This window comes from Mycobacterium sp. NPDC003449 (genome assembly GCF_053588415.1).
Genome location: NZ_JBSFPX010000110.1, coordinates 1 through 23,606, shown reverse-complemented (window position 1 = coordinate 23,606; position 23,606 = coordinate 1). Strand labels below are relative to the sequence as shown.

The following is a 23,606-nucleotide window of genomic DNA, read 5'->3' as shown; positions in this document are numbered from 1 at the left end:
GTTCCACCGGCCCGTACTCGATGATCACCCAGCAGCCGCTCGGTGGTAAGGCGCAGTTCGGTGGGCAGCGGTTCGGTGAGATGGAATGTTGGGCCATGCAGGCCTACGGCGCCGCCTACACCCTGCAGGAACTGCTGACCATCAAGTCCGACGACACGGTCGGTCGCGTCAAGGTGTACGAGGCGATCGTCAAGGGCGAGAACATCCCCGAGCCGGGTATTCCCGAGTCGTTCAAGGTGTTGCTCAAGGAGCTGCAGTCGCTCTGCCTCAACGTCGAGGTCCTGTCTTCCGACGGTGCGGCGATCGAGATGCGTGACGGCGATGACGAGGACCTGGAGCGTGCCGCTGCCAACCTCGGAATCAACCTGTCCCGCAACGAATCCGCCTCCGTCGAGGATCTGGCCTAGTCAAGTTTCAACACCCGCAAGGGGAAAGGGAGTTACGTGCTAGACGTCAACTTCTTCGATGAACTCCGCATCGGCCTCGCCACCGCGGACGACATCCGTAACTGGTCTTTCGGTGAGGTCAAGAAGCCGGAGACCATCAACTACCGCACGCTCAAGCCCGAGAAGGACGGCCTGTTCTGCGAGAAGATCTTCGGACCGACTCGCGACTGGGAGTGCTACTGCGGTAAGTACAAGCGCGTCCGGTTCAAGGGCATCATCTGTGAGCGCTGCGGCGTCGAGGTGACCCGCGCCAAGGTGCGTCGTGAGCGGATGGGCCACATCGAGCTGGCCGCACCCGTCACGCACATCTGGTACTTCAAGGGTGTGCCCTCGCGCCTGGGCTACCTGCTCGACCTGGCCCCGAAGGATCTGGAAAAGATCATCTACTTCGCGGCCTACGTGATCACCGCGGTCGACGACGAGATGCGCCACAACGAGCTGTCGACGCTCGAGGCCGAGATGGTCGTCGAGAAGAAGGCCGTCGAGGATCAGCGCGATTCCGACCTGGAGGCCCGGGCCCAGAAGCTCGAGGCCGACCTGGCCGAGCTCGAGGCCGAGGGGGCCAAGTCCGATGTGCGCCGCAAGGTGCGCGACGGCGGCGAGCGGGAGATGCGTCAGCTCCGCGACCGGGCCCAGCGTGAGCTGGACCGGCTCGACGAGATCTGGAGCACCTTCACCAAGCTGGCTCCCAAGCAGCTGATCGTCGACGAGGTGCTCTACCGCGAGCTCGTCGACCGCTACGGCGAGTACTTCAACGGCGCCATGGGCGCGGAGTCGATCAAGAAGCTCATCGAGAACTTCGACATCGACGCCGAGGCCGAGTCGCTGCGCGACACCATCAAGAACGGCAAGGGCCAGAAGAAGCTGCGCGCCCTCAAGCGGCTCAAGGTCGTCGCCGCGTTCCAGATGTCGGGGAACTCGCCGATGGGCATGGTGCTCGACGCTGTCCCGGTGATCCCGCCGGAGCTGCGGCCGATGGTTCAGCTCGACGGTGGCCGCTTCGCGACCTCCGACCTCAACGACCTGTACCGCCGCGTGATCAACCGCAACAACCGGCTCAAGCGACTGATCGACCTCGGCGCGCCCGAGATCATCGTCAACAACGAGAAGCGCATGCTTCAGGAGTCGGTGGACGCGCTGTTCGACAACGGCCGCCGCGGCCGCCCGGTCACCGGACCGGGCAACCGTCCGCTCAAGTCGCTGTCGGATCTGCTCAAGGGCAAGCAGGGCCGGTTCCGGCAGAACCTGCTCGGTAAGCGTGTCGACTACTCCGGCCGTTCGGTCATTGTCGTGGGCCCGCAGCTCAAGCTGCACCAGTGTGGCCTGCCCAAGCTGATGGCACTGGAGCTGTTCAAGCCGTTCGTGATGAAGCGTCTGGTCGACCTGAACCACGCGCAGAACATCAAGAGCGCCAAGCGGATGGTCGAGCGTCAGCGCCCGCAGGTGTGGGACGTCCTCGAAGAGGTCATTGGCGAGCATCCGGTGCTGCTGAACCGGGCCCCCACGCTGCACCGCCTGGGTATCCAGGCGTTCGAGCCGCAGCTGGTGGAGGGCAAGGCCATTCAGCTGCACCCGCTGGTGTGTGAGGCGTTCAACGCCGACTTCGACGGTGACCAGATGGCCGTGCACCTTCCGCTGTCCGCGGAGGCGCAGGCCGAGGCGCGCATTCTCATGCTGTCGTCCAACAACATCCTGTCCCCGGCGTCGGGTAAGCCGCTGGCCATGCCGCGTCTGGACATGGTGACCGGTCTGTACTACCTGACCACCGAGGTCGAGGGCGACGCAGGCGAATACGTGCCCGCCGGCAAGGATTCCGCCGAGCAGGGTGTGTACAGCTCGCCGTCCGAGGCCATCATGGCGCTGGACCGCGGTGCGCTGTCGGTGCGCGCCAAGATCAAGGTGCGGCTGACCGATCTGCGTCCGCCGGCCGACGTCGAGGCCGAGCAGTTCCCCAACGGCTGGCGCCACGGGGATGCCTGGACCGCGGAGACCACGCTGGGCCGGGTGCTGTTCAATGAGCTGCTGCCGCACGGGTATCCGTTCGTCAACGAGCAGATGCACAAGAAGGTCCAGGCCCGGATCATCAACGATCTGGCCGAGCGCTTCCCGATGATCGTGGTGGCGCAGACCGTCGACAAGCTCAAGGACGCCGGCTTCCACTGGGCCACCCGTTCGGGTGTCACGGTCTCGATGGCCGACGTGCTGGTGCCGCCGCAGAAGTCCGAGATCCTGGAGCGGCACGAGGCCGAGGCCGACGCGATCGAGCGCAAGTACCAGCGTGGTGCGTTGAACCACAAGGAGCGCAACGACTCGCTGGTCAAGATCTGGCAGGACGCCACCGAAGAGGTGGGTAAGGCGCTGGAGGAGTACTACCCGGCCGACAACCCGATCATCACGATCGTGAAGTCGGGTGCCACCGGTAACCTCACCCAGACCCGCACCCTGGCCGGCATGAAGGGCCTGGTGACCAACCCGAAGGGTGAGTTCATCCCGCGTCCGATCAAGTCCTCGTTCCGCGAGGGTCTGACCGTGCTGGAGTACTTCATCAACACCCACGGTGCTCGAAAGGGTCTGGCCGACACGGCACTTCGTACCGCCGACTCGGGTTACCTGACCCGTCGTCTGGTGGACGTGAGCCAGGACGTCATCGTCCGCGAGCACGACTGCGAGACCGAGCGCGGCATCACCGTGCACCTCGCTGAGCGTGCGGCCGACGGTTCGCTGATCCGCGATGCGCACGTCGAGACCTCGGCGTTCGCCCGCACCCTGGCCACCGATGCGGTGGACGAGAAGGGCAACGTCGTGATCGAGCGCGGTCATGATCTCGGTGACCCGGCCATCGACGCGCTGTTGGCGGCCGGCATCTCGCAGGTGAAGGTTCGTTCGGTGCTGACCTGTGCGTCGGCGTCGGGTGTGTGTGCCCGCTGCTACGGCCGTTCGATGGCCACCGGCAAGCTGGTCGACATCGGTGAGGCCGTCGGCATCGTCGCCGCGCAGTCCATCGGCGAGCCCGGCACGCAGCTGACCATGCGTACCTTCCACCAGGGTGGTGTCACCGGTGGCGCCGACATCGTCGGTGGTCTGCCCCGCGTGCAGGAGCTTTTCGAGGCTCGGGTTCCGCGGAACAAGGCCCCCATCGCCGACGTCGCGGGCCGGATCCGGCTGGAGGAGAGCGAGAAGTTCTTCAAGATCACCATCGTTCCCGACGATGGTGGCGAGGAAGTCGTCTACGACAAGCTGACCAAGCGTCAGCGGCTGCGGGTCATGACCCACGAGGACGGCTCGGAGGGCGTGCTCTCCGAGGGCGACCATGTCGAGGTCGGCGACCAGCTCATGGAAGGCTCCGCGGATCCGCACGAGGTGCTGCGTGTCCAGGGCCCCCGCGAGGTGCAGATCCACCTCGTCAAGGAGGTCCAGGAGGTCTACCGGGCCCAGGGCGTGTCGATCCACGACAAGCACATCGAGGTCATCGTCCGGCAGATGCTGCGTCGCGTCACGATCATCGATTCGGGTTCGACGGAGTTCCTGCCCGGCTCGCTGACCGAGCGTGCCGAGTTCGAGTCGGAGAACCGTCGGGTGGTCGCCGAGGGCGGCGAGCCCGCGGCCGGCCGTCCGGTGCTGATGGGTATCACCAAGGCGTCGCTGGCCACCGATTCGTGGCTGTCGGCGGCGTCGTTCCAGGAGACCACTCGCGTGCTGACCGATGCGGCGATCAACTGCCGCAGCGACAAGCTGAATGGTCTGAAGGAGAACGTGATCATCGGCAAGCTGATCCCGGCCGGTACCGGCATCAGCCGCTACCGCAACATCCAGGTGCAGCCGACCGAGGAGGCCCGGGCCGCCGCGTACACGATCCCGTCCTACGAGGATCAGTACTACAGCCCGGACTTCGGCCAGGCCACCGGTGCCGCGGTGCCGCTGGACGATTACGGCTACAGCGACTACCGGTAACTCTGCGCGAGCAGACACAAAACTGCCCCATTTCTCCGGAAATGGGGCAGTTTTGTGTCTGGTGGGCGGGTTATCCACAGGCTGCTCAACTGGGGGTTCCGCTGCCGGCGGTAGCCCGACACCATTTTGTGGGTGACGCTCGACGAGGTCTTCGCCCGCAACGGGGGTGTTGCGACGACGCAGCAGCTGCTGGCCGTGATGTCCTACCGCACGCTGGCCAGACGGGTCCGCGACGGCAGGGTGTTCCGCGTCGTGCACGGTGTGTACGCGCAGCATCCGCCCGATACGTCGGCGCGGCTCGCCGCGCTGGACCTGATGACCGGCACGCGCGTCGTCGCATGCCTGCAGACGGCCGCCGAACTGTACGGGTTCAACACCGAACCCGACGGCAGGCTGCACATCCTCGATCCCGGACTGCGCATCCGCCCGTCGGCCGGGCTGATGGTGCATCAGCGAATCGGCGCTCCGCTGAGGAAGATTCAGGGTCGGCTGGTGACGTCGCCGGCCTGGACGGCCGTCGAGCTCGCCCGCACGGTTCGACGGCCGCGTGCGCTGGCCGTGCTCGACGCGGCACTGTTCAGCCGATCGGCCACGGTGCCCGATCTTCGCGCGGCGATCGACGAGCAGAAGGGTCGCCGAGGCATCGTCAAGGTCCGTGAGCTGATCGAGCATGCCGACGGCCGCGCCGAGTCGCCGATGGAGAGTGAAGCCCGGCTGGTATTCATCGACCGCGGCGTGCCGTTGCCGGAACTGCAGTACGAGATCCGGGATCGGCACGGGAAACTCTGGCGGGTCGATTTCGCCTGGCCCGATGCGCGGGTGGTCGCCGAGTACGACAGCGTGGAGTGGCATATGGGCGCCGATGCGCTCAAGCATGACCGGCTCAAGGTCGCCCGGCTGCAGGAGTGCGGCTGGATGAGCATCCCACTGGTTGTCGACGACGTCCGCGAGCGTCCGGAGGAATTGGTCGCCAGGATCGTCGGGCACCTTGACCGTTCGACCCCCTTGGCCGGCTGAGCACCTTCCCCGGCGAGCAGACGTAAACCTGCACCATAACCGGGAAAAATGGGCAGGTTTGTGTCTGCTCGCGCGGAAAAGCCTCTCCTTCGCTTCCGGTTGACGGACCCGGCTTCGTCGTTAGGATATCCGATATCCAAGATTTCCGATCCAGTATCTTTCCGCTCTCTCAGAGGTAACCCATGACTCGAAGAATCCCGGTTGTACTCATTGCGCTGTGGTCGGCAATCGCGCTGCTGGGCGCGTGTTCGTCGACATCGGAAGAGGCGCCGCCCACCGCGGTGATCAACCCGCCCGCCAACCTGATCAACGCCGGCCAACTCACCTATGGCACGGCGGCCTCCTTCCCCCCGTTCGAGTCGAAGGAGGCCGGTGAGCTGGTCGGGTTCGACATCGATATGGGCAAGCAGATCGCCGACTACCTCGGTCTGCGTACCCAGGTCCTCGACATCGACTTCGACGGGTTGATCCCGGCGCTGCAGGGCGACCGTGTCGACATCATCAACTCGGCCATGTACATCAACGACGAGCGGGCCAAGGTCGTCGACTTCATCCCGTACATGAAGATCGGTGAGTCCCTGATCGGGAAATCCGACGCGAACCTGTCCATCTCGAAACTGCCGGAGGACCTTTCGGGCAAAACCGTCGCGGTGACCCGCGGAGCGATCGGCGAGACCTACATGAACGAGTTCAACGACAAACTGAAGGCCGCGGGCAAACCGCCGATGGAGATCATGGCGTTGCCCAACAATCAGGATGCGCTGCTCGCCGTGCAGTCGGGGCGCGCCCAGCTGTTCGATACCTCGACTCCCGGTGCGGCGCATACGTTGTCGCAGGCCGGTGACAAGTTCAAGGTACTCAACACCTTTGCGCTGAACACTCAGATCGGTATCGCCGTGCCCAAGGACAAGCCCGAGCTGAAATCCGCCATGGCCGCGGCGGTCGACCGGTTCATCGACAGCGGGGAGTACGACAAGCTCGTCGAGAAGTACAATCTGCCGAAGGATTCGAAGGTGGACCGATGAGCACGATCCTCGAATACGTCTTCAGTAAAACGTTCTTCGAGGCCGCGTGGGTCACGCTGTACCTGACGGTCGTGTCGATGGTACTCGGCATCGTGGGCGGGCTGCTGCTGGCGTTGCTGAAATCGGGACGGGTCGCCCCGGCCCGTTGGGCGGCCGACTTCTACATCTGGTTGTTCCGCGGCACCCCGGTGCTGCTCCAACTGATCTTCGTGTTCAACGTGCTGCCCACGCTGGGGGTCACCCTCACCCCGGTCACCTGCGCCATCGTCGCGTTGAGTCTCAACGAAGCCGCCTACATGGCCGAAATCATCCGCGGTGGACTGCTGGGCGTGGACAAGGGGCAGCGCGTGGCCGCCCACATGCTGGGCCTGACTCCGGTCCAGAGCCTGCGTTACGTGATCCTGCCGCAGACGGCGCGACTGATCCTCCCGCCCACCGGCAACCAGCTGATCGGGATGCTGAAGACCTCGGCGCTGGCCTCCGTGGTCGCCGTCTCCGACCTGCTGCTCACCGCGCAACGGCAGGCGGCGGGCAACTTCGACTACATCGGCAGCCTCACCGCCGCCGCGATCTACTACCTGATCCTCACCACTGCGTTCACCTTCCTGCTCCGGCTGTGTGAGCGTCGGCTCGACACCGATGTCCGCTCCGAAAAGCGCAGGCGCAAAGGGGAGAAGGCCCGACTCGCTATGGAGGGAGCCGCATGACCGCACTGCTCACCGCGCAGGGCATCACCCGCAACTACCACGACGCACCGGTCGTCAACGATGTCTCGCTGAGCATCGACCGGGGCGAATCGGTGGTGTTGATGGGCCCATCGGGTGCCGGAAAATCCACGGTACTGCGATGTCTGGCCGGTCTGGAGCCGTTACAGGGCGGCCGGGTCACGTTCGGCGACAAGGTGCTGTCCTCCTCGGACGGAGAGCGGGTCACCACATCGGGTGAGATCGGCATGGTGTTCCAGCAGTTCAACCTGTTCCCACATCTGACCGCCTTGCAGAACGTCACCCTGGCGCCGCGGCGGGTCAAAAAGGTCAAACAGGAGCGGGCCGACGCCGACGGAACCGAACTGCTGACCAAGGTCGGTCTGGCGCACAAGGTCGATCACTACCCGGCCGAACTGTCCGGGGGCCAGCAGCAGCGGGTCGCGATCGCGCGTGCCCTGGCGATGAATCCGGCGATCATGTTCTTCGACGAGCCGACCAGCGCGCTCGATCCGGAGTACACCCGCGAGGTACTCGATGTCATGAAGGACCTCAGCCGGGAGGGGATGACCTGCGTGGTCGTCACCCACGAGATGGCATTCGCCCGAAACTTCTCCAGCCGCATGGTGTTTCTCGACGGCGGCCGGATCGTGGAAGAGGGGCCGACCGGCGACCTGTTCGACGCACCCAAAAACGACCGCACCAAGAAGTTCCTCGAACAAACTCTCGTCAGCTGAACGACGACGCCGCGGTGGCGACGTTTCAAAGAAAGGGATCCGTCCGTGACAGTTCGGACATTCCAAAGCGCTCCACTCAACAAGCAGGAGTGGGCATATCTTCAGATCCGGCACTGGATCCTGGACGGCACGCTGGAACCCGGCCGCAAGCTGGACCAGGACACGCTGGCCGGCGAGTTGTCGATCAGCCGTATTCCCCTGAGGCAGGCCCTGAGCCGGCTGTTCGCCGAGGGGTTCGTCGATCATCGGCCCAATCAGAGCTGGGTGGTGTCGCCGGTATCGCTCGATGACGCACGCGACGTCTACGCCGGCCGTGAGGCGCTCGAAGTGATGCTGACCGAGCGGGCCGCTCCGTTGATCACCGACGAGGACCTCGACGAGATCGGCGCGACCCTCGCCAAGCAGGAGGCCGCCCTCGACGCCCGCGATCTCGATCTCGCGCGCGAGCACGACCGGGCCTTTCACAACCGGATCTACGAGGTGTCCGGGCTGACCCGCACGCTGCAGGCGCAGCAGCAGTTGCGCGCGATGTCCGACCGCTACATCGCGATGTACATGAGCGATATCAACCGGGCCATCTCCGGGCTCGGTGAACACCGTGAGATCCTCGATGCGCTCAAATGCAAGGACACCGAACGCGCGAGAGATGCTGTCGGACAGCATGTTCGCGGCGGCATCGACGTACTGGTGGGCATCTTGAGCTGACCCGTCCCGCCGCCATACCCGCAATTTCCCACATCATCACATGAAAGAGAGTCGATTCCCGATGTCCACATCTACCTCCGCCGCCGTCGGTCGCGCCGTGCCCAGTGCGATCGATCGACTCGCGGTCCCCGAACTGGCATCGGCGATCGGCACCTCACTGCGTGAAGCCGAGCGTGAACTCGCCAAGACACCGCTGGCGCCGGGCTACTTCCTGGACGCCACCTATGCCGACACCCACCGGTTTCCCCCGCCGGAGTGGGCGCTGCCGACGTTCAGTGCGGCCGCGGGCGGTGCGGGCATGACCTACACCCCATACGGTGGCGACGACGATGTCCGGGCCGCGGTGGCCACGAATGTCCAAGCCGTACTGGGCCTGCCGAAGACCGACCCGGCCGAGGTCATCCTCACGCCCGGCACCCAGGGGGCGCTGTTCATCGCGCTGGCATCGTTGATCGAACCGGGCGACGTCGCGATCCTGCCCGACCCCGATTATCTGTCCACCGAACGGATGCTGCGCTACTTCGGCGCCGAGGTGGTGCGCATTCCGGTGGTGCACTCCGACGCGGGCCGTCCGGTGCTCGACGCCGACCTGCTCACCGCCGCCGCCCGGCGTAACCCGAAGCTGATGGTGTTCTCCCATCCGAACAATCCCACCGGCATGATCTATGACGATTCGACGCTGGAGCTCATCGCGGCGCTGGCCAACCAGCACGACTTCCACGTCCTGGCCGACCAGCTGTACTGCCGGCTGGTCTACGACAACGAAACCTTCACCCACATCGCCAATCTCGACGGGATGAAGGAGCGCACCATCACCCTGCTCGGGCCATCGAAGACCGAGTCGCTGTCCGGTTACCGTCTCGGGCTCGCGGTCGGTCCGGTCGGACTCGTCGCCGATATGGAGGAGGTGCAGTCCTGCACCGCGCTGCGCGCGCCGTCCTACGCACAGCATCTGCTGGCGCGCTGGCTGGCCGACGATCAGGATTTCGTCAAGCTGCGGATCTCGGAGTACCAGGCGCTGCGCGACACCACGGTGGAACGGATCAACGCCTCGTCGGTCATGAAAGTCCGGGCCGCCTACGGATCGGCCTATGTGTTCCCCGAGATCACCGTGGATGCCACCGAACAGCAGGTGGCGATCGCTCTGAAGCGGGACGCGGGCATCGTGGTCAATCCCGGATACCAGTCCGGGCTCGCCGGCCTGCGACACATCCGGCTGTGCTTCGCCCAGGACGAGAAGGTGTGGGACGACGCCCTGGGCCGGATCCTGGACGTCGTAGGCGGTTTCGCGAAGCGGTGAGGGGCCAAAAGACGCATGCCGCGACAACGAACCTGGTGAAAGAGCATTCGGCGGCGACCATCACCGGGCTACGGGCGTGGCGGGTGGATCTGCCGCTGCGGCGCCGGCTGCATCACGCCACCGCCGACGTGTGGGCCCTGACCGCGGTCGTGGTGGAGGTCGAGCTGACGGGCGGGGCGCGCGGTTACGCCGAGGTCCGGTCCAACGGGGCCTACGCGACGGGCGAGGACGAGTCGACGATCGTGGCGGCCCTGCGTACGATGCCGTTGCAGGGCCGCACGATCGACGAGGTCGGTGCCCAGCTGTCCGGACAGTCGCTGCTGGCCTGGATGGCCGTCGACACCGCGGCCTGGGATGCGGTGGCCCGAAGTATGGGACTGCCGTTGTACCGGGCGTGGAATCGTGCGGCGGCCCAGACGGATTCGGTCCGCACCCACGCCCAGATCGGATTCGGTGACGTCGCCACGGCCGAAAGCGCGGCCCGGGCGTTCGCCGCCGCCGGATTCGATCGGCTCAAGGTCCGGGTGGGCGAGCCCGACCTGGCGGTCGACCTCGCGCGCGTCACGGCGATCAGGCGGGCGGTGGGACCCGATGTCGCGCTTGTCGTCGACGTCAACGGCGGCTGGAGCTACGACACCGCCGCCGCGGGCATCGATGCGCTCACCGGTATCGGGGTGGCCTGGATCGAGCAGCCGGTGATGGCGGTGTCCGAGCTGGCCCGGTTGCGCAGCGGCACCGACGTACCGATCTACGCCGATGAGTCCGTCCGCGACGCCGATTCGGTGGAACTGCTGACCGCCGCGGGTGCCGTCGACGGTGTTCATTTGAAGCTGGAGAAGTGCGGCACCGTGGCGCGGCTGTTCCAGGCCGTGGCACGGGCCCGGGTCAACGGTCTCGCGGTGGCGCTCGGACAGATGGATCAGGGGCAGCTCGGCTGCGCCGTCACCACCCAGCTGGCCGCGGCGCTCGGCCTGGAACGCGCGGAGCTCTGGGGCTGGGTGGGTATCGCGCGAGACCTCACCGACACCCTGACGATGCGCGACGGCAGCGTAGTGCTGCCGGATGGACCGGGCAACGGGATCGCGTCGATAGACACCACATTTGCACAGGAGATATTGTGAACAACCACGTTTCGGAGATACCCGATGTCGTCGACCTGTTGCAGGACATGGTCGCGGTCGACACGACCAACCCCGGCGGGAACGAGGCCGGTGCCGCGCAGCTGCTGGCGGACCTGTTCACCGCGCATGGGTTGCGGGCGGCCGTCGACCGTTTCGACGACGACCATGTGAATCTGACCGCCTCGGTATCCTTCGGTGCGGGCGGACCGACGATCGTGCTGAACTCACACCTGGATGTGGTTCCCGCGGTGGGGGAGTGGACCACACCGCCGTTCGATCCCCAGATCCGGGACGGGCGGATGTTCGGGCGCGGCTGCGCCGACGCCAAGGGCAGCCTGGCGCCCATGGCGATCGCGCTGCTGCGCCTGGTGCGTTCCGGGGACGCGGGCACACTGCGCGGCACGGTGGTCTACACCGCGGTCGGGGACGAAGAGGTGGGCAGCCGCGGTGCCCGGCACCTGCTCACCGACTTGAGCGGAGTCGACGGCGCCGTCATCGGCGAACCCACCTCGTTGCGACTGCTCAGCGCGCACAAGGGATCGGTGCGGCCGGTGATCGAGCTGACCGGAAAGTCCGCGCACGCCGCGGCCCCCGGCGCGGGCGTCAACGCGATCAACGCGGCCGGACCGCTGCTGGCCCTGCTGGACGTGTACTCCGCCGAACTCGGCGAGCGGGTGCATCCGCTGACCGGATGCCCGACCGCGACCGCCGTGCTCATCTCGGGCGGTGAGGCGCCCAACGCGGTGCCCGCCTCCTGCCGGATCACCGTCGACCGTCGGCTGGTTCCCGGTGAGACCGCGGAATCCGCGCTGGCCGAGATCGAAACGCTGCTGGCGAAGTTCAACGCCGACAACGCCCCGGCCACCGCGGCGATCGCCGAATGCGCGCCGAGCACCGGCGGCCCGTCCCAGACGGCCGATACCGATCCGTTCGTGGTCTCCTGCCGCAACGCGCTCGAGGACATCGGCGTGGATTCGACGCTCAGCGGGTTGATCGTCAACTGCGATATGACCCACTTCCGGGCCGCGGGCATCCCCACGGTGGTGATCGGGCCGGGCGAGCTGGAGAACATGCACGTCCGTGACGAATCGATCGACCTCGACGAGTTGCGCCGCGCGGTCGACGTGTACGAGGCGATCCTGCGTCGGGCCCTGGCCTCGTGAGGTTGGCCGTGGGCCAGCCGGCCATTCGTCACACCGTGGAGGACAACGTCGCCGCGGCCGCCGAACTGGTGGGCACGGCGCAGGCACGGGGTGCCGGGCTGGTGCTGCTGCCCGAGCTGTGTCTCAGCGGATACCGGCCGGAAGCCATCGGGGCGCAACCGGAGCGCTGGGCGGTGACGCTGGACGATCCCAGGCTGCAACCGCTGCGGCGGGCGGTCCAAACCACCGGTGTGGCGGTCGCTCTCGGCGCCGCACTGCGCGGCACGACCGAACTGTACAACGCCACCCTCTGGTTCCGAACGGACGGCACCGTCGAGCACGTCTACTCCAAGGTCCACCTGTGGACCGCCGAGCGGCCGGTGTTCACGGCAGGCGACCGGCAGGCCGTCGTCGCCTGCCACGGCCTGCGTTTCGGTATCGGAATCTGTTACGACGCGGGCTTTCCCGAGTTCGTCCGGTCCTATGCGCGGGCCGGCGTGGATGCGGTGCTGTTCAGCTCGGCCTTCGCCGTGGGCGCCGAGAGATACCGCTACGACATCTACCATCAGTCCAGGGCGCTGGAGAACGGTGTGCACATCGCGGTCTCCAACAGCACCGGCACCATCGGCACCGTCGAATTCTTCGGGCACTCACAGGTCTTCGACAGACAGGGCCGGTGCCAGTTGGACGTCGAGACCACCGATCGGCTCGGCGTGACCGAACTCGGCACCGGCAGGTACGACGGTGAGCTCGTCCCCTACCTCGAGCATCTTCGGCCCATACATTCCGATCCCGACCACTTCGAAGGATGACACCATGACACCGACATTCGACCGCACCGAGTACGGCAACCGGGTAGAGCGGTTCCAAAAGAGTTTGACCGCACTCGATCTCGACCTCGCGGTGGTGACCGCGCCGGAGAACATCTGCTACCTGACGGGCCATGAAACCCCCGGCTACTACACCTACCAGTGTCTTGTGGTGCCGCGCAGCGGGGAGCCGGTGCTGCTGACCAGGGAAACCGAGACCATCAACGGCAGGCATTCGACCTGGCTGACCCAGATCGTCGGTTACCCCGATGTGGCCGACCCGCTACAGCGCACCGCCGAGCTGGTCGCCGAGGTCATCGGCGATGGCACCAGGATCGGGTTGGAGGAACGGTCCTGGTTCCTCACCCCAGCCCAGCACCGTCAGTTGGCGGAAGCGCTCAAACCCCGCACGGTGAATCCGATCGACGACGATCTGGCCGGCCTCCGGCTGATCAAATCGCCGGTGGAGATCGACCAGATCCGCAAAGCCGCGCAGATCAGCAATGCCGGCGTGCGGGCGGGCGCGCTGGCCGCGGTCCCCGGCGCCACCGAGCGCGATGTCGCCGCGGCCGCCTTCTCGGCGATGATCACGTCGGGATCGGAGTACTTCGGGATGGAGCCGTTCGTCGCGTCGGGCCCGCGGGCGGGAACCATCCACGCCAGCTGGAGCGACCGGGTGATCGGTGCCGGCGAGGGTGTGCTGATCGAACTGGCGGCCGCCAAGGGCCGCTACCACGCTCCGCTGATGCACACCGTGTGGTCCGGTCCGCTGCCCGATTTCGAGGCCAGGATGGCCAAGGCCTGCCAGGAGGCGCGCGACGAGACCATCGCCCTGTTGACGCCGGGGCACACGCCGGCCGAGGCGCACGCCCGCTGCCGTGAGGTCATCGACTCGCACGGGCTGCTCGACACCTACCGCAAGCGCAGCGGCTACTCGGTGGGTATCGCGTTCGCGCCGGACTGGGGTGAGGGGCACATCCTGTCGCTCAAGGAGACCGAGCACCGCTCGTTCGAACCGGGAATGGTGGTGCACGTCGTCCCGACCCTGCGCGAAGGGGAGAAGGCCGGCTTCGGATTCTCCGGCACCGTGGTGATCTCGGACGGCGCCCCCGAGATCATCACGTCCTGTCCGCTGACCGATCTGACGCGGCAATGACGGTCGCCGCCGTGCCTGGTGAGCAGACACAGAACTGACCCAATTCGCCGAAAACCAGGCAGGTTTGCGTCTGCTCGCGCTAGTGACCGGGGCGGACCTTCTCGCCCGGCATCGCGCACGACGTCCGGGTCACCAGGGACACCGGCAACACCGTGCGCCGCCGCGGCTTGCGCTCGGGGTGGTCGAGCCGGCTGAACAGCCGCTCGGCGGCGAAGCGGCCCATCTCCTCGCCGTCCTGATGGATGACCGTGATCGCCGGTTTGAGTGCGGCGGCGGTGGGGAAGTCGCCGAATCCCACCACCGCTATATCGTTGCGCCGCAACGCTTGTAACGCCGATACGACCGACACGGTGCAACGCGCGTTGGACGAGAACACGGCGGTGGGCGGGTCGGGTTCGCCGAGAATGCGGTGCAACGCCGCGGTGACGCCGGCGGTGTCGACGTCGCCGAGGTGTACCAGGCGGTCATCGGCCCGCAGGCCGGCCTCGGTGAGGGCCCGACGGCAGCCCTCGACCCGGAGCCGCGCGGTGACGACGTCGTCGCCGAGGAAGGCGATCCGCCGGTGGCCGTGTGAGATCAGGTGCGCCGTCACCTCGTGGCCACCGCCCGCGTCGTCCTGCACCACGGCGTCGGCGGTGAGCCGGCCGGGTACCCGGTCGACGAAGACGAGCGGTGTGCGGGTCTGCCACGGCCGCAGGAACGACATGTCCGGGCCGACCGGGCAGATGATCATGCCCGCCACCCTCCGGTGCAGCACGGCCTCGATGGACCGTTGCTCGTGGGAGGGTTCCCATCCGACGCTGGTGACGATCACGGCCACGCCGTGCCGGCTGGCCTCGCGTTCGACCGCGCTGATGATGCCGGCGAAGAACGGGTCGGCCACGCCGGGGACCGCGACGCCGATCGCGGCGTCGCGGCCGGTCCGGAAGCTGACCGCCAGCATGTTGGGGACGTAGGAGAGTTCCTCGATGGCCGATTCGACCCGTGCGCGGACGTCGGCGGATACATACCGATCGTTGTTGACCACGCGCGACACCGTTTTCGCGCTGACCCCCGCGCGCTGCGCAACGTCACGCATCGTCGCCATCGCCGCCTCCTCCCCGGGTAGGCGGCCAGTATGTCACCGATGTCAGCGTGCGGGACGAATTCTCTGACACCGGTGACATATGCGCCGAAATGGCGTACCGTCGCGGCTCATAGTCACTTGCGAACGTGACTCAGATAACAATTACGACGTGCGGAGGAGGGCGGCGTCAACGGATGAAGGCCGGGTATGACGAGGCCGCGAAGACGTGGCCGGTGACCGATGGGCCGACAGGATGGTGATCGTGCCGTGAAGCCACAACCACAACTGCTGCCGCCCAACATCGTCGAGCACTGGTATGCCGGCGGCGCGGCGCTGGCGGCCTGGCGGGGCCTGCCGCCGGTCGGGGAGCGGTGCCCCGAGGAATGGGTGGGCGCGACCGTCGAGCGCTTCGGCGAGCCGGGCACCGGACTCGCGCGGCTGGCCGACGGCACGCTGCTGCGCGACGCCGTCCGCACCGACCCGGCCGGGTGGCTGGGCAGCGACGACGGGGCGCCCGGCGACACCGGGGTACTGGTGAAACTCCTCGACGCGGGGCAGCGACTGCCCGTCCACGTCCACCCCACCCGCGACTACGCCACCCGCCACCTCGGCTGCGCGTACGGCAAGACCGAGGCCTGGTACGTCCTCGAGGCCCACGACGAGGCCGCGGTATGGGTGGGCTGGCGCGAGGATGTCGACCGGGCCCGGATCAGTGCGCTCGTCGAAGCCCAGGACGCCGAGGCGATGCTCGCGCTCATGCACCGCATCCCGGTGACTCCCGGCGACGGCATCCTGGTCCCCGGCGGCATTCCGCACGCCATCGGCGCGGGCGTGCTGGTGGTCGAGGCGCAGGAGCCGACCGATCAGTCAATCCTGCTGGAACACACCAACACCGCGGCCTCCGATGCCGAGGTGTTCCTCGGGCTGGAACGGGGCACCGCGCTGTCGGCGGTCGACACCGAGGCCCTGCCCGACCCGGCGCGGTTGACCCGCCACGCCGTACCGGGCGCCGACCCGCTGACCCCACTCCTGCCCGCCGAGGCGTCGACGTACTTCCGGATGGAGTTGCTGCGCCCCGGCGCGGATGTCTTCGCCGGCTTCGCGGTCGCGGTGGTGCTGGCCGGAAACGGTGTCGTGGTCGGCACCGACGGTGCGCCGCTGCAGGTCGCCGCCGGCCAGACCCTGGTCATCCCCGCGGCCTGCGGTGACTGGCATGTCGACGGCGGTGTGCGCCTGCTCGTCTGCCGCCCGGGAACCAGCTGGCCGCCCGCCGATCGTCAGGAGAGAATCCCATGACCGCACTGCTGGAGGCCCGCGGCATCTCGCGCAGCTTCGGCCACGTCCGCGCACTCGACGGCGCCGACTTCGATATCGAGGCCGGTGAGGTCGTCGGGCTCATCGGGGACAACGGTGCCGGTAAATCGACACTGATCAAAGCGCTTTCGGGCAGCCTGGACCTCGACGAGGGCGAGATCCGGTTCCAGGGCGAACCGGTACGGCTGGCCACCCCGCGGCAGGCCAACGACCTCGGGATCGAAGTCGTCTATCAGGATCTCGCGTTGGCGCCGCACCTCAACCCGGTGCAGAACGTGTTCCTGGGCCGCGAGATCGGCCGTAAGGGCATCCTCGGGAAACTCGGCTTCCTCGACGAGAAGGAGATGCGGCGCCGGGCCGCGGCGTCGTTCACCCAACTCGGGGCGACGGTCCGGTCACTGAGCGCACCCGTCGGGGCCATGTCGGGCGGGCAGCGTCAGGGCATCGCGATCGCCAGGGCGATCGCGTGGGCGGACAAGGTGGTGATCCTCGACGAACCGACCGCGGCGCTGGGCGTCGTGCAGACCAAGAACGTGCTCGAATCGGTGAAACGGGTGCGTGACAACGGGATTGCCGTGGTCCTCATCAGCCATTCGATGCCGCACGTGCTTGAGGTCTGCGACCGCATTCAGGTACTGCGGTTGGGCCGCCGGGTCGCCACCTATCCGGGCCGCGGCACCAGCGTCGAGACGTTGGTCGGTGCGATGACCGGCGCTCTGGACGGGCGGACCGACGCCGCATGAGTACGACGAGCGAGGAGCCCACACGCCAGATGGACAAGCCGGTGACCGATCCAGCGCCCGCCGCGAACACCGACGAACTCGACAGCTCACCGCTGCGGCGGGTGCTGGGCCTGCAGGCGTTCTGGATCCTGGGCGTACTGATCGTCATCTGCCTGTTCTTCAGCCTCATCGCGGGCGACCGTTTCCTGTCCACCGGCAATTTCTCGTTGATCTCGCAGAACGTCGCGGTCTGGGCGGTGCTCGGGGTCGGGATGACGTTTGTGATCATCACCTCCGGCATCGACCTGTCGGTCGGGTCGGTCCTGGTGTTCTCGTCGGTCGTCGCGGCCAAAGTGATGGAGGCGATGGGCGGCAGCGGTCCAGGCGTGGCGGCGATGGGCCTGCTCGCGGCGGTGCTCGGCGGCACGGTCTGGGGTGCGATCAACGGGGTCCTGGTCGCGAAGGCCAAGGTGCCGCCCCTGATCGTGACGCTCGGAACCCTCTCGGTCGCACTGGGTCTGGCGCAGGTGCTGACCGGTGGTATCGACATCCGTTCGGTGCCGTCCGAGCTCACCGACTTCAGCGCCTACACCAAGGTGCTCGGCATACCCGGTCTGCCGTTCGTCGCGCTGGTCATCGTGATCGTCGGCGGGATTCTGCTGCACAAGACCAGGTTCGGCCGCTACACCTATGCGATCGGGTCCAACCAGGAAGCGGCGCGTCGCACCGGGATCAAGGTGACCCGGCACCTGATCGCCGTCTATACGCTGGCAGGTCTGCTCGCCGGTATCGGTGCGCTGCTCTCGCTGGCGCAGTTCGGCACCACCACCATCGCCGGTCAGTCGCTGACGAACCTGAATGTGATCGCAGCCGTCGTCATCGGTGGAACGTCGATCTTCGGTGGTATCGGGACGATCTTCGGAACTGTTGTCGGCCTGTTCATTCCGGCTGTGCTGCAGTCCGGCTTCGTGATCATCGGCGTGGAGCCGTACTGGCAGGGCGTCGCGGTCGGCTCGGTGCTGATCGCCGCGGTCTACGTCGACCAGTCCCGGCGGGCCGCGGCAATGCGGAGCGCCCGATCCCGAAACCTCTTCAACCGCAGAGGATCCAAGCGAGGTTCCAACGAAAGGAAAGCCAGTGAACCGTAAGCGCCTGCTGCTCGTCGCGGGGGCCGTGGCGATCGCGTTGCCGATGGCCGCCTGTACATCGTCGAAACCCGAGCCTGCGGGTGAGAACTCGGCCGAGGGTACGCCAGGCGCCTCGTCGCAGGCCGCCGCGAGCACGGTGACCGCGCCGCCGAAGGCCGGCAAGGACTACAACATCGCGTTTCTGCAGGGCGTGGTCGGTGACCAGTTCTACATCACGATGCAGTGCGGTGCCCAGGAGGAGGCGGCCAAACTCGGCGTCACGGTCAACACGCAGGGTCCGCAGAAGTTCGACCCCACCCTGCAGAAGCCGATCCTCGACTCGATCGTCGCGAGCCGGCCGGACGCGTTGCTGGTCGCGCCGACCGACGTCCAGGCCATGCAGCAGCCACTCGAGCAGGCCGCCGCCGCGGGAATCAAGGTCGTGCTGGTCGACACCACCACCAACGACCCGTCGTATGCGGTGTCGGCGATCGCCAGCGACAACGAGGGCGGTGGCCGGGCCGCGTTCGACGCGATCAAACAGCTGCACCCCGAGGGCGGCAAGGTCATGGTGATGAACATCGACCCGGGTGTGTCGACCACCGATGCCCGCGCCAAAGGGTTCGAAGAAGCCGTCAAGGGTGACGACAAGTTCACCTATGTCGGTGTGCAGTACAGCCATAACGATCCCGCCACCGCGGCCCAGCTGATCGGTGCCCAGTTGCAGAAGGATCCCGATCTCGTCGGGGTCTTTGCCACCAACCTGTTCTCGGCCGAGGGGTCGGCCACCGGGATCAAGCAGGCCGGGAAGAGCGGGCAGGTGCAGGTTGTCGGGTTCGACGCGGGCCCCAATCAGATCCAGGCGTTGCGGGAGGGTGTCGTTCAGGCGCTGGTGGCCCAAGACCCCGGCAACATCGGCAAGTTCGGCGTCGACGAGGCCGTGACCGCGCTCGACGGCGGCCAGAACACGGCCAACGTGCAGACCGGATTCACGATCATCACCAAGGAGAACCTGGACGGCGACGGCGCCAAGGCCGCCTACAAATCCAGCTGCTGAACTCAGCCGCTGACGACGTCGATCAGGTGTGCGACGGCGTCGGCGACCGCGACCCGCGCAGCGCGTAGCGACCTGCGCGGGTCGACGCCGTCGTCGGTCGCCAGCACCGTGCGCACCGCACCGGTGTAGGCGATGTTCAGTGCGGTGCCGATGTTCACCTTGGCGATGCCTGCGCGCACCGCCGCGCGCAGCGTCTCGTCGGGTACGCCCGACGAGCCGTGTAGCACGAGCGGGACCGGGACGGTGCCGCGCAGTGCGGCGATCAGGTCGAGGTCGAGTTCGGCGGTACGGCTGGTCATCGCGTGTGAGCTGCCGACCGCGACGGCGAGCGCGTCCACACCTGTGGCAGCGACGAATTCGGCCGCCTGCGCCGGGTCGGTGCGTACCCCGGGCGCGTGCGCGCTGGTCACCTGGGTGTCCTTGCCGCCGACGTAACCCAGTTCGGCCTCCACCGCGAGACCGTGGGTGTGCAGCCGCGCGGCGGCGCCCGCGGTGACCGCGACGTTGTCGGCGTAGGGCAGTGCCCCGCCGTCGACCATCACCGACGAGTAGCCGGCCTCGGGGGCCTGCTGCCAGAGGTCGGGGGCCTCGACGTGGTCGAGGTGCAGGCTGACCGGCACCCGCGCGTCGGCGGCCAGCGCCAGCAGCGCCGCGCTGAGCGGGCCGAGCGCGCCGTGGAAGGCCACGGTGTTCTCGCTGACCTGCAGGATCACCGGTGCTCCTGCGCGCTGCGCGCCTTCGACGATGCCCTCGGCGTGTTCGAGGGTGACCACGTTGAACGCCGCCACCCCGGTGTCACCCGACGCCGCCCGTGCGATCAGATCTGTTGTGGTGACCAGCGGCATGGCGCTCCTGACGGCCTTGACGAGAACCCAACGAGACGCAACCATATCCATTCAAACCCAATCAGCGCAATCGGTGGGAGTGTGATGTCGGCATTCGCCGGTCTGGACGTCGGGACGACGTCCAGCAAGGCCGTGGTGTACGGCGAGGACGGCGCCGTGCTGGGCGCCGGGCGTTGCCCGACGGTGTGGGACAGCGGCCCCGACGGTGTCCAGACCGACGCCGACACGTTGTGCCGCAGTGCGTTCGACGCGCTGAGCGCCGCGGCCGACGATGCGGGGGTGCCGGTGCGCGCGGTCGGCGTCACGAGCATGGGTGAATCCGGTGTTCTCGTCGACCGGCGGGAGCGGCCGCTGGCGCCGGTGATTGCCTGGCACGACGACCGCGACGCCGACGAGGTGGCCGATCTGGCCGCCACGATCGGCCCCGAGGCGATCGGTGGCATCGCCGGAAAGCCGCTGCGCGGGCAGTTCTCGCTGACCAAGCACCGCTGGCTGCTGCGGCACGTTCCGGCGGGCCGGGCCGCGGTGACCCGGTTCGACATCGGCGGCTGGGTGGTGCGCCGGCTCGGTGGTGATGCCGTGCTCGAGCTGTCGCTGGCCGGGCGGACCGGCTGGCTCGACATCGCCACCCGCGACTGGTGGGACGATGCGCTGGCCTGGTCGGGTGCGGTTCGCGCGCTGATGCCGCCGCTGGTCGAGGCCGGGGTTCCGGTGGGGGCGATCGGTTCGGACGCGGTCAGCCCGCTGTTACGGGGTGCGGTGCTGACCCTGGCCGGCCATGACCATCAGGCCTCGGCGCTCGGGGCCGGCGCCACCGGCCCGGGCCGGGAACTGGATTCGTCGGGCACGGCCGAGGCGCTGGTGCGCACCATCGCCACCCTGCCGTCCCGCCCGGATATCGCCCGGCTCGCCGCCGCGGGCATCACCACCGATCCGAGTATCGAGACCGGGCACTGGAGCCTGCTCGGCGGCACCGAGGGCGGGCTCGCGCAACAACACGCACTGGCCCGGCTCGGGGCCGGAATCGCCGAACTCGACCTGGCCGCCGAGCGGAGCGCGGACGGCGGGCCCGGCGCCGAATGGCGGTCGGTCGTCGCCGCGGCCGCCGACGAGGCACTGGCGCTGCACCGGGCCATGGACGAGGTGGTCGGCCCGGCGGCCCGGGTGGTGGTGACCGGCGGTTGGCGCCACAGTGCGGAAGTGATGCGCGCCAAGGCTGTTCGATTCACCGGCCTGGAGGTGTCGGAGGTCGAGGAGGCCGGTGCGCTCGGGGCCGCGACGCTGGCCGCGCGGGCCTGCGGTGCGCTCGGGGCCGGTGAACGGCTGGGGGTGTGCTGATGACGAAGACCAGAACCTGGTTCGCCGACGAACGCCACGCCGAGGTGCTGCGCTTGCTCACGATCGACGGTCGGGTCGAAAGCCCGGCGCTGGCATCGCGTTTCGGGGTCAGCGCGGAGAGTGTGCGCAAGGACCTGGCCCAACTGGAGGCCCGCGGGCTGCTGCGCCGCGTGCACGGGGGCGCGGTGCCGCGGGCCGACAGCCGCAACGAACCCGATGTGACCGACCGTCCGCAGCGGGCCGAACAGAAGTCGGCGATCGCCCGTCACGCGCTTCGCTTCGTGCCGGAGGCGGGCACGGTCCTGCTGGACGCCGGGACCACCACGCTCCGGTTGGCCGAAATGCTGCCCACCGACACCGGATTGGTCGTCTACACCAACTCGATGGCCGTCGGCTCGACGCTGCTGCGGCGCGGTATCGCGGTAGTGAGCCTCGGCGGGCGGATCCGGCCGCCGACCATGGCCGCGGTCGGTGGGCTGACCGTGCAGGCGCTGGCCGCGATCAACGTCGACGTGGCATTTCTAGGCACCAACGCGTTGTCCTTCGATCGGGGGCTGAGCACCCCCGACGCCGATGAGGCCGATGTCAAACACCGGATGCTCGGGGCCGCGGCCCAGCGGGTATTCCTGGTCGACTCGAGCAAGTTCGGCCGCACCAGCCTGGCCCGGCACGCGACCCTGCCCGATGTGGACGTGCTGGTCACCGACTCCGGAGCAACGGCGCAGCAGCGCAAGCGGTTACGGTCCGCCGGTATCACCGTGGAGGTGGCGGCCCGATGATCGTCACCGTCACGCCCAACCCCAGCCTGGACCGCACCCTGCACCTGTGCCGGCTGCGGCCCGGTGCGGTCAACCGCGCCACCGCGACGATGACCGAGCCGAGCGGAAAAGGCGTGAACGTCGCGCTGGCCCTGCACGGCAACGGTGTGGCGGTCCGTGCGGTGTTGCCGGTCGGCGGCGGCGCCGGGCGTGAAATCGCGGACCGGATCCGCGATTTGGGCCTCGCCGCGGTCGAGGTGCCGATCGCCGGCGCGGTACGCAGCAACGTCTCGCTGGTCGAAGCCGACGGGCGCAGCACCAAGGTCAACGAACCCGGCCCTGACCTGTCCGAGAACGAGGTCGCGGCGCTGTGTGCGGCCGCGCTGACCGTCAGCGCCACCGGGGACTGGGTGCTGTGGGCGGGCAGCCTGCCCGCAGGTTTCTCGCCGCGCCGGCTGGCCGCCGCGGCCGGCGAGGCCCGCGCCGCCGGGCGTCAGGTCGCCGTCGACGCCTCCGGTGCCGCCCTGGCCGCCGTCCTCGACAACGACGGCGACCGGCTGCCCCACCTGATCAAACCCAACGTCGACGAACTGGCCGAGGTCCTCGGCACCCCGTTGAACACGATCGGCGAGGTCGCGACGGCCGCGCACACGCTGCTCGCGCGCGGGGTGCGCACCGTGCTGGTGAGCCTCGGCGGTGACGGTGCCCTGCTGATCGACGCCCGGCTGACCGAACCGCTGCACGGGATCGCACCCGCCCGCGTCGTCAACACCGTCGGCGCGGGCGATGCCATGCTCGCCGGATTCCTGGCGGTCCCTGCGGGCGGAGCCGAGGCGCTGGCGAACGCGCTGCGGTTCGGTGCCACCGCGGTCGAACACGACGGGACACTGCTCGGCGTGCCCGACCCGGCGCGCCCGGTGCGGATCGGGCCCGCGGTCGGCGACACCGCGCTGGGCCCTCGTTCCCCTCGCGAGCAGACATAAAACTGCCTCTTTCCGCGGCGAAATGGGCAGGTTTGTGTCTGCTCGCGGGGACTGTCGGGCTGCCCGCCTAAACTGGGGCCGTGCTCATCGGTTCGCATGTAGACAACACCGACCCTCTGGCCGCGGCCACCGCCGACGGGGCCGACGTGGTGCAGTTCTTCCTCGGCAACCCGCAGAGCTGGAAGAAGCCCAAACCGCGTGAGGACGCCGACGTGCTCAAGGCGTCGAGCGTCCCGCTCTACGTGCACGCGCCGTACCTGATCAACGTGGCGTCGGCGAACAA

The 23,606-nt window shown here is 67.9% G+C and carries 21 protein-coding genes and 1 pseudogene; 20 read left to right on the top strand and 2 right to left on the bottom strand.

Translation table 11 applies throughout. The features are described from left to right. From ACWDTP_RS24255 to ACWDTP_RS24200, 12 genes are all read left to right on the top strand, one after another. On the top strand, positions 1-407 hold a 407-nt coding region (locus ACWDTP_RS24255), incomplete at its 5' end, for a DNA-directed RNA polymerase subunit beta (protein ID WP_450024477.1). 36 nt (positions 408-443) lie between these two features. Further along, on the top strand, positions 444-4,397 hold the full coding sequence (locus ACWDTP_RS24250; RefSeq protein ID WP_450024475.1) for a DNA-directed RNA polymerase subunit beta': 3,954 nt from the start codon (positions 444-446) through the stop codon (positions 4,395-4,397). 132 nt (positions 4,398-4,529) lie between these two features. Next, complete coding sequence (locus ACWDTP_RS24245) at positions 4,530-5,414, top strand: type IV toxin-antitoxin system AbiEi family antitoxin domain-containing protein (protein WP_450024473.1); 885 nt, start codon at positions 4,530-4,532, stop codon at positions 5,412-5,414. A gap of 182 nt (positions 5,415-5,596) precedes the next feature. Beyond that, positions 5,597-6,439 (top strand): ABC transporter substrate-binding protein, encoded by an 843-nt coding sequence (locus tag ACWDTP_RS24240; RefSeq protein ID WP_450024471.1) that lies wholly within the window; start codon positions 5,597-5,599, stop codon positions 6,437-6,439. After that, positions 6,436-7,146: an amino acid ABC transporter permease gene (locus ACWDTP_RS24235; RefSeq protein WP_450024469.1), complete on the top strand. Its 711-nt coding sequence runs from the start codon at positions 6,436-6,438 to the stop codon at positions 7,144-7,146. Before ACWDTP_RS24240 ends, ACWDTP_RS24235 begins: the two co-directional genes overlap by 4 nt. Next, complete coding sequence (locus ACWDTP_RS24230; RefSeq protein WP_450024467.1) at positions 7,143-7,880, top strand: amino acid ABC transporter ATP-binding protein; 738 nt, start codon at positions 7,143-7,145, stop codon at positions 7,878-7,880. The genes ACWDTP_RS24235 and ACWDTP_RS24230 overlap by 4 nt, the downstream gene beginning before the upstream one ends. A 45-nt stretch (positions 7,881-7,925) precedes the next feature. Beyond that, positions 7,926-8,585: a GntR family transcriptional regulator gene (locus ACWDTP_RS24225; RefSeq protein ID WP_450024465.1), complete on the top strand. Its 660-nt coding sequence runs from the start codon at positions 7,926-7,928 to the stop codon at positions 8,583-8,585. A 61-nt stretch (positions 8,586-8,646) separates the two neighbouring features. Beyond that, complete coding sequence (locus tag ACWDTP_RS24220) at positions 8,647-9,885, top strand: aminotransferase class I/II-fold pyridoxal phosphate-dependent enzyme (protein WP_450024463.1); 1,239 nt, start codon at positions 8,647-8,649, stop codon at positions 9,883-9,885. A gap of 35 nt (positions 9,886-9,920) precedes the next feature. After that, complete coding sequence (locus ACWDTP_RS24215) at positions 9,921-11,006, top strand: mandelate racemase/muconate lactonizing enzyme family protein (protein ID WP_450024461.1); 1,086 nt, start codon at positions 9,921-9,923, stop codon at positions 11,004-11,006. After that, positions 11,003-12,169 (top strand): M20 family metallopeptidase, encoded by a 1,167-nt coding sequence (locus ACWDTP_RS24210; protein ID WP_450024459.1) that lies wholly within the window; start codon positions 11,003-11,005, stop codon positions 12,167-12,169. The genes ACWDTP_RS24215 and ACWDTP_RS24210 overlap by 4 nt, the downstream gene beginning before the upstream one ends. 8 nt (positions 12,170-12,177) lie before the next feature. After that, positions 12,178-12,960, top strand: coding sequence for a carbon-nitrogen hydrolase family protein (locus ACWDTP_RS24205; protein WP_450024457.1), 783 nt, complete (start codon positions 12,178-12,180; stop codon positions 12,958-12,960). A gap of 4 nt (positions 12,961-12,964) precedes the next feature. Further along, on the top strand, positions 12,965-14,113 hold the full coding sequence (locus tag ACWDTP_RS24200; RefSeq protein ID WP_450024455.1) for a M24 family metallopeptidase: 1,149 nt from the start codon (positions 12,965-12,967) through the stop codon (positions 14,111-14,113). Between the two features lie 79 nt (positions 14,114-14,192). Here ACWDTP_RS24200 and ACWDTP_RS24195 read toward each other — a convergent pair whose 3' ends face one another. Further along, complete coding sequence (locus ACWDTP_RS24195) at positions 14,193-15,200, bottom strand: LacI family DNA-binding transcriptional regulator (RefSeq protein WP_450024453.1); 1,008 nt, start codon at positions 15,198-15,200, stop codon at positions 14,193-14,195. A gap of 246 nt (positions 15,201-15,446) precedes the next feature. Here ACWDTP_RS24195 and ACWDTP_RS24190 point away from each other — a divergent pair, with 246 nt between their 5' ends. From ACWDTP_RS24190 to ACWDTP_RS24175, 4 genes are read left to right on the top strand one after another with little or no spacing between them, the layout of a single operon-like run. Further along, positions 15,447-16,475: a class I mannose-6-phosphate isomerase gene (locus ACWDTP_RS24190; RefSeq protein ID WP_450024451.1), complete on the top strand. Its 1,029-nt coding sequence runs from the start codon at positions 15,447-15,449 to the stop codon at positions 16,473-16,475. Beyond that, the gene (locus ACWDTP_RS24185) at positions 16,472-17,236 is read left to right on the top strand and encodes an ATP-binding cassette domain-containing protein (RefSeq protein WP_450024449.1); all 765 of its coding nucleotides are present in this window, start codon (positions 16,472-16,474) and stop codon (positions 17,234-17,236) included. The genes ACWDTP_RS24190 and ACWDTP_RS24185 overlap by 4 nt, the downstream gene beginning before the upstream one ends. Next, a complete protein-coding gene (locus tag ACWDTP_RS24180) occupies positions 17,233-18,363 on the top strand; it encodes an ABC transporter permease (RefSeq protein ID WP_450024447.1) in 1,131 nt (376 codons plus the stop codon). The genes ACWDTP_RS24185 and ACWDTP_RS24180 overlap by 4 nt, the downstream gene beginning before the upstream one ends. After that, positions 18,353-19,399 (top strand): ABC transporter substrate-binding protein, encoded by a 1,047-nt coding sequence (locus ACWDTP_RS24175; RefSeq protein ID WP_450024445.1) that lies wholly within the window; start codon positions 18,353-18,355, stop codon positions 19,397-19,399. The genes ACWDTP_RS24180 and ACWDTP_RS24175 overlap by 11 nt, the downstream gene beginning before the upstream one ends. Before the next feature lie 2 nt (positions 19,400-19,401). Here the strand turns inward: ACWDTP_RS24175 and ACWDTP_RS24170 are convergent, their stop codons facing one another. Beyond that, on the bottom strand, positions 19,402-20,244 hold the full coding sequence (locus tag ACWDTP_RS24170; RefSeq protein WP_450024443.1) for a class II fructose-bisphosphate aldolase: 843 nt from the start codon (positions 20,242-20,244) through the stop codon (positions 19,402-19,404). Positions 20,245-20,328: 84 nt separating this feature from the next. On the opposite strand from ACWDTP_RS24170, the gene ACWDTP_RS24165 reads away from it, so the two are divergent. The 4 genes and pseudogenes from ACWDTP_RS24165 to ACWDTP_RS24150 form a co-directional block, all read left to right on the top strand. After that, positions 20,329-21,582, top strand: coding sequence for an FGGY-family carbohydrate kinase (locus ACWDTP_RS24165; RefSeq protein ID WP_450024441.1), 1,254 nt, complete (start codon positions 20,329-20,331; stop codon positions 21,580-21,582). After that, entirely contained in the window at positions 21,582-22,361 is a 780-nt protein-coding gene (locus ACWDTP_RS24160) for a DeoR/GlpR family DNA-binding transcription regulator (protein ID WP_450024440.1), read from the top strand. Before ACWDTP_RS24165 ends, ACWDTP_RS24160 begins: the two co-directional genes overlap by 1 nt. After that, complete coding sequence (locus tag ACWDTP_RS24155) at positions 22,358-23,323, top strand: 1-phosphofructokinase family hexose kinase (RefSeq protein ID WP_450024439.1); 966 nt, start codon at positions 22,358-22,360, stop codon at positions 23,321-23,323. The genes ACWDTP_RS24160 and ACWDTP_RS24155 overlap by 4 nt, the downstream gene beginning before the upstream one ends. 80 nt (positions 23,324-23,403) lie before the next feature. Further along, positions 23,404-23,606 (top strand): annotated as a pseudogene (locus ACWDTP_RS24150) (deoxyribonuclease IV); the annotation flags it as partial.

Bases quoted from the DNA above. Each gene is read 5' to 3' on its own strand.
- ACWDTP_RS24240 (WP_450024471.1), top strand. From the start codon at position 5,597: ATGACTCGAAGAATCCCGGTTGTACTCATTGCGCTGTGGTCGGCAATC.
- ACWDTP_RS24235 (WP_450024469.1), top strand. From the start codon at position 6,436: ATGAGCACGATCCTCGAATACGTCTTCAGTAAAACGTTCTTCGAGGCC.
- ACWDTP_RS24230 (WP_450024467.1), top strand. From the start codon at position 7,143: ATGACCGCACTGCTCACCGCGCAGGGCATCACCCGCAACTACCACGAC.
- ACWDTP_RS24220 (WP_450024463.1), top strand. From the start codon at position 8,647: ATGTCCACATCTACCTCCGCCGCCGTCGGTCGCGCCGTGCCCAGTGCG.
- ACWDTP_RS24200 (WP_450024455.1), top strand. From the start codon at position 12,965: ATGACACCGACATTCGACCGCACCGAGTACGGCAACCGGGTAGAGCGG.
- ACWDTP_RS24195 (WP_450024453.1), bottom strand. From the start codon at position 15,200: ATGGCGACGATGCGTGACGTTGCGCAGCGCGCGGGGGTCAGCGCGAAA.
- ACWDTP_RS24185 (WP_450024449.1), top strand. From the start codon at position 16,472: ATGACCGCACTGCTGGAGGCCCGCGGCATCTCGCGCAGCTTCGGCCAC.
- ACWDTP_RS24180 (WP_450024447.1), top strand. From the start codon at position 17,233: ATGAGTACGACGAGCGAGGAGCCCACACGCCAGATGGACAAGCCGGTG.
- ACWDTP_RS24170 (WP_450024443.1), bottom strand. From the start codon at position 20,244: ATGCCGCTGGTCACCACAACAGATCTGATCGCACGGGCGGCGTCGGGT.
- ACWDTP_RS24165 (WP_450024441.1), top strand. From the start codon at position 20,329: ATGTCGGCATTCGCCGGTCTGGACGTCGGGACGACGTCCAGCAAGGCC.
- ACWDTP_RS24160 (WP_450024440.1), top strand. From the start codon at position 21,582: ATGACGAAGACCAGAACCTGGTTCGCCGACGAACGCCACGCCGAGGTG.
- ACWDTP_RS24155 (WP_450024439.1), top strand. From the start codon at position 22,358: ATGATCGTCACCGTCACGCCCAACCCCAGCCTGGACCGCACCCTGCAC.